The following is a 5,255-nucleotide window of genomic DNA, read 5'->3' on the forward strand; positions in this document are numbered from 1 at the left end:
AAGACGTGAGATAGCATCTGAAAAAAGAGTAAAGATTTGGCGCCCAAGAGACGAATAGTAGGTGTAAACTAGACTTTTAACAGGGGTTAGAATGTCGTCTGTATTTAGTGATGCTATTGCATCTTTCCTTGCACCAATTGTCGATCTACTCGAAGATGAGGGTGTTTCAGAAGTTATGATCAATGGGCCAAGCGAAATCTTCGTTGAAAAGAAAGGCCTTGTCTTTAAAGTTCCAAACTCATTTCATAATGAAGATGCCTTAATATCTGCGATGAGAGCGATTGCTCAATCTGTTGGGAGAGTTTTTGATGACGACAATCCAAGACTTGATGCTAGACTTCCTGATGGGTCTCGTATCCATGCAGTACTTCCTCCGATGTCAAAGAATGGAACCACTGTTGCCATAAGAAAGTTTTCAAAAGAAAAACTCACTATTAATGACCTTATTAAATTTGGCTCTCTTTCAAAAGATGCAGCCAGGTTCCTTGATATATGTATCTACCTTGGAAAAAATTTAATTGTCTCCGGCGGTACAGGTTCAGGTAAAACTACAATGCTTAATGTTCTTGGTTCTAGGATTCCTAAAACTCAAAGACTAATTATTATTGAAGATGCCGCAGAACTTCAAGTTAACGCTGAACATGTTGTTAACTTTGAGACACGAAAAGCAGACCCAACTAAAGGTACAACTGAAGTTACAATTCGAGATCTCGTAATTAGTTCTATGAGACTTAGACCTGATAGAATTATAGTTGGTGAAGTTAGAGGTGAAGAGGCCCTAGACTTAATACAAGTTATGAATACTGGTCACGATGGTTCAATGGGGACTGTCCACGCTAATAATCCTGAAGATGCATGTACTAGGTTAGAGACACTTTGTCTGATGGGTGACACTAAGATTCCACCAGATGCAGTTAGAAAAATGGTTGGATCAGCGATGCAAATTGTTGTTCAGTGTAGCCGTTATCACGATGGTGGTAGAAGAACTTCTCATATTTCTGAAATTACAGGTCTAGATGAGCACGGAAATTACATTAGTCGTGATATTTTTCGTTGGGTTCAAACTGGTAAAGATCCAGAGACTGGAAAGTATATTGGTGAAATGGTTGCGTGTAACTATGTTCCAACTTTCTTTGAGGATATTATTGTTAATAAGCTACCATTTCCAAAGAGTAACTTTATATCACCAGATTGGCTGATAAAAATGAAAAAAGATGCAGCTTAGATATCTACTTCTATTCCATCGTCATTAATTTCAAAAGTGAAGCTTTCTTTTTCGAGTTCAATTGTCTTTTCGACAATTTCTCTCATGTCTTCATGATCTAACTCAGGATCAAGGTCGTAATCATTGGAAAAGCATGTAACCGTTGTTACTGCCATCTTGTAATCATCTGCTGTTTTGAAGTTTTCAACTTCAAACTTCAGTAGGTAGGACTGGGAAAATTTATCTATATCAATGTCTACAATCATATTTTTATTATAGTTAAAAAACTCAAAGAGAAAACAAAAAAAGAACATATTTCAGTTCTTTTCTAGTTATTCTATCTAAAGTCACTTCCAAGGATTAATTCGACTTTTTCATCTGGAGTTAAGTATTCGTGCTGACCTGTTCTTATTGTCATATATTCTACAGAGTAGATTAATTCTTTTTGAACGTATTCTTTAAATTGTTTTTTCATCCACTTGTACTTTTGAAGGTCACGTAATCCGTTGAATGCTTTGCTAGATGTATATTTCTCAAAGCTGACTCTTACTGGAATAACCTCTTCAAAGGACTGTTTCTTTATTTGGAACTTTATAGAGAAGATCGATAGGTTTGCTATTGCTTGCTCTATATCAGAGAGACTAGAGTAATTAATTTTATCTTTAAGTATACTCTCTACTTCTTTTTCTAAGGTGTTGCTAGAATTTGATCCTTCTATTGAGTTAGAAACTTCAGTCATCGCACTTTTAAGGTCTGAGTTAATTCTAACTGCGATATCTTTCATTTCTTCTTTTGATGAGCTTTCTAAAGTTGTTGCAGCTAGCTTGGCAATTAATCCACTCATGTAGCTTGAGTAGTTAGACTTGTTTTGAATATAAGCTTCTGTATACTTCTTCGCTAAATCTTTTATTTGTGAAAGACTATAGTTTTTAGTTAAAAGCTCATTAGATTTTTGGTAATATCCAGTTGTTCTATCCCAGTTATTTCCATGAATGTTAGATAAAATTGTCTGTGCTCTGTCTTTTAATTCAATACTCTTCTTATAGTCTTTCACAGAAGCAGTATCAACTTGAGAGTTATCTATGTCACTTATGACAATTCGCCAATCAGAATTCTTATTTAATAAAGTCATTAAAGATTTGTGAGAAAACTTCTTACCGTGAACTTTTTCAGTTACTTCTGACTTGAGTGATTTATATTTATCCTGAAGTTCTACATAGTCGTCATTATAATATTTATCGTCTTTTAGAGCGATGTATGATTCGTACTTTTTTACTTCTTTTAGCAAGAGTTCTGTTTCTATTCTTGAACTTTGGTCATTGTACCAGTTCATGTAGACATCAGCAGGGGATTGTTGGTCTCTATGTGGGTAGTTATTCTTTATGAGGTATTCACCAAAAATTGCTCTGGCCTTAACTATCCCCATGCCTTGATCAAGTAAAGAAGCTAATACCTTTGACTCGTTCTCGTAAACCTTGTCATTAAACTCACTTGTCGTAACTTTAAATGCTACTCTTTTTGAGTAATGCTTTCTCTGGTGATCTTGCTTCATTATGAGTGAATAAACGAGCTGGCCTGTTGCTTTTTTAAAGCTTTTATTTGTAAGTTCTCTTTTTAGGTCTAGGTACTTTGAGTAGTTTCCATCTGCTTTTTTAAAGAGGCTTGTTTTTAAAGAATCGCTAATTTGTGTCTCTTCAATAAACTTCTCAACATCATAATTTGTGACAATTGTATTTCCAACACTCGCAACTTTCCAAGAGATTAACCTTTTCTCAGTCGCAAGGGTATTAGATGTTGTAAATAAATGAGTTAAACATAAAAGTGTGGCGATTCTTTTCATTATTATCTCGTTAAGTAGTAGTTAAATTTATTCAGTACCAAAAAGGTAATTTTCGTTTTCACTATAACCTGTGTTTCCAAGTTTATAAGTGAAAGTCACACCAAAGATGAGATCACTCTCTCTTTGATCGACGTAGTTTCTGTATCTAACGTCTGCACCTACTGATAAGTTTCTAGTAAGTTCTGTTTTTACACCTGTTCCAATTTCTTGGAGTTCATCTTTAATGTAGTTATATTCAACAACGACTGCAGTTGATTCAGAGATCTGGTATTGACCGCCAACAGTAATTGCAAATCTTGAATTTGGATACTCTGGATTATTTGAAAATAGAACACCTTCTGCCCAACCAATTAGGCTGCCATCTTCAGTTTGTCCAATTAATCCTATACTTGTTCTCTTTTCTTCTTCACCATTAATATGATCGTTACCAAGTCTAGCGTGAGATGCTGTTAGTAACCATTGGTCTGTAAGCATCTTAGACATTCTTACAGACATCCCATCGATCTTACCAATTTCCATATCTCCAGCTTCTGTTTCAAATGCTGAAATTTCTAATTGATCAAATAAACCTAGTAATCCCTCTGTTAGGTCTAGAGTTACTCCGTATACTTCGTTAATTTCTTGTAGTCCTACCATTGGATTTGATTCGAACATTGGCATTGCTTGCACATTTTGCCCAAATGGGATGGGTTGCTTACCAACTATGATCGCCATAGGAGTTCCTGCAACTTCACGTATCTCTATATAGGCTTCAGATATAAATTCTGCTATATCAAAATCTTCATTTACTTCTACATCATTATTTTGAAATATCTCTTCAAGTTTTCCAGTTAGAACTAGACGAACCTTTTGTCTCCATTCAACTGACATAGAGACGTAAGAACCTTCAAGGTTTATTCCATTTCCATTTTCTGAGGAGTCTACTAAGTTAGTGTTTACTTCTGCATCATATTCAATCGCGAAGTCTTCACCTAGAAATATAGGTCCAGTATCGTTTGCACTAGCGGCGTAGTTCACTGCTAAAGTGCTTAGTAGGACAGGAAGTAGTAGTTTCTTTTTCACGTAGAGCTCCATTGCTGTTTTCTCTTTTCAATATTTATTTAGATCAATATTAGGATAGATTCTGATGCTGTGCATTGGTGCTTGTAATATTTACATTACATTCTATAAAACTGACACTTCTTAAGTTGTTGATATTGTATACTTTTTGAGTTGTTGGCCTAAAGGTTTTCTTACTTTTTACCGATTGGAGCGTGTGTAAGAGATAGGGAGGATAGAATGAGCAGGTGGTTCATCATATTTATGATTTTAAATTCCTCAATAAATTCTGAGGAGAGCTCAATTGTATTTTCAACCAAGGACTCTAAAGAGTTTGAACTTAGAAAAAGAGGTAATCAGGGGCAAGGGCTATTTAAAGATGGAAAGTTTCTGAAGTTTTATCCTGTAGTGACAAGACAAGACATGAATAATCTCCTTGAAGATTTGAATGAGTACTCCTTATCTGATGCTCAAAGTGAAAAACTTAAGGCCGAATTACTCTCAAGTTATGCAGATGAACTTAAGGGACCTACCGACGAACAGCTTATTGAAACATCATTTGCACTTTCAAAACTTGCTGAAAAAGCGTTAGCTGATAAAGAAGTAGAGTGTAATGAAAGCAATGGAATTAAAACCCCAAGTACTGATGTTAAAAAGAAAGAAGAATATATTTACTGTGAATGTGAACTTCCAAAAGAAATGAAACTCTCTATAGAAGAAGGGTTATCGGCCCCTTCTTTTGATGGTGAGTATTGGGATGACTATTCTCTAGTTGGGAAGGTTGAAAAATCATCTCTTAGAATAAATACTTCAAATGATAATCACTTACATGGTTTATTTGCAAAAGCAGGTGGAAAAGAATTAGACGGTAATGATAGAGGTAGAACTTTTGGTATGAATTTAGATTACTCTCTAGTTGGTTCTGAGGGAGAGTTTAGAGTTAACTATGAATCAGTTATCTTTACCCAGCTTCATGAAGCAGGTGAAGAGAATAAATTCTACATCAATGATAGTGGAGAGTTCTTACAAGATTTACTCGAAAGAAATAGATTAGATGTTAGTTTAAGACGACTTATGGATAAAGATAAGTATCTTATTATGGGTGTAGAGCTAGAAGAGTTAACAGATGATGGTAGGGCCGCAGGACCTATTCAGCAGGCCTGGCATAAGCTC

The 5,255-nt window shown here is 35.2% G+C and carries 5 protein-coding genes; 2 read left to right on the top strand and 3 right to left on the bottom strand.

Going from position 1 to position 5,255, the window contains the following annotated elements:
• Positions 1-91 precede the first annotated feature (91 nt).
• A complete protein-coding gene (locus ABX784_RS15270) occupies positions 92-1,225 on the top strand; it encodes a CpaF family protein (protein WP_372655927.1) in 1,134 nt (377 codons plus the stop codon).
• On the opposite strand, the gene ABX784_RS15275 is transcribed toward ABX784_RS15270, so the two are convergent.
• The 3 genes from ABX784_RS15275 to ABX784_RS15285 all read right to left on the bottom strand — a co-directional run bounded on the left by ABX784_RS15275 (position 1,222) and on the right by ABX784_RS15285 (position 4,106).
• Positions 1,222-1,470 carry a hypothetical protein gene (locus ABX784_RS15275; protein ID WP_372655928.1) on the bottom strand — a complete coding sequence of 83 codons (249 nt, stop codon included), beginning with the start codon at positions 1,468-1,470 and terminating at the stop codon, positions 1,222-1,224. The two genes, ABX784_RS15270 and ABX784_RS15275, sit on opposite strands and share 4 nt — an antisense overlap.
• Before the next feature lie 71 nt (positions 1,471-1,541).
• The gene (locus ABX784_RS15280; protein ID WP_372655929.1) at positions 1,542-3,044 is read right to left on the bottom strand and encodes a hypothetical protein; all 1,503 of its coding nucleotides are present in this window, start codon (positions 3,042-3,044) and stop codon (positions 1,542-1,544) included.
• A 27-nt stretch (positions 3,045-3,071) separates the two neighbouring features.
• Positions 3,072-4,106, bottom strand: coding sequence for a DUF5777 family beta-barrel protein (locus tag ABX784_RS15285; protein WP_372655930.1), 1,035 nt, complete (start codon positions 4,104-4,106; stop codon positions 3,072-3,074).
• Between the two features lie 216 nt (positions 4,107-4,322).
• On the opposite strand from ABX784_RS15285, the gene ABX784_RS15290 reads away from it, so the two are divergent.
• Positions 4,323-5,255, top strand: a 933-nt coding sequence (locus ABX784_RS15290) for a hypothetical protein (protein WP_372655931.1), incomplete at its 3' end; no start/stop codon positions are given.

Source organism: Halobacteriovorax sp. (assembly GCF_041587335.1).
Classification (GTDB): Bacteria; Bdellovibrionota; Bacteriovoracia; order Bacteriovoracales; family Bacteriovoracaceae; genus Halobacteriovorax.

What these genes read in the sequence shown, in the direction of transcription:
- ABX784_RS15275 (WP_372655928.1), bottom strand. Translation starts at nt 1,470, where the DNA reads ATGATTGTAGACATTGATATAGATAAATTTTCCCAGTCCTACCTACTG.
- ABX784_RS15280 (WP_372655929.1), bottom strand. Translation starts at nt 3,044, where the DNA reads ATGAAAAGAATCGCCACACTTTTATGTTTAACTCATTTATTTACAACA.
- ABX784_RS15270 (WP_372655927.1), top strand. Translation starts at nt 92, where the DNA reads ATGTCGTCTGTATTTAGTGATGCTATTGCATCTTTCCTTGCACCAATT.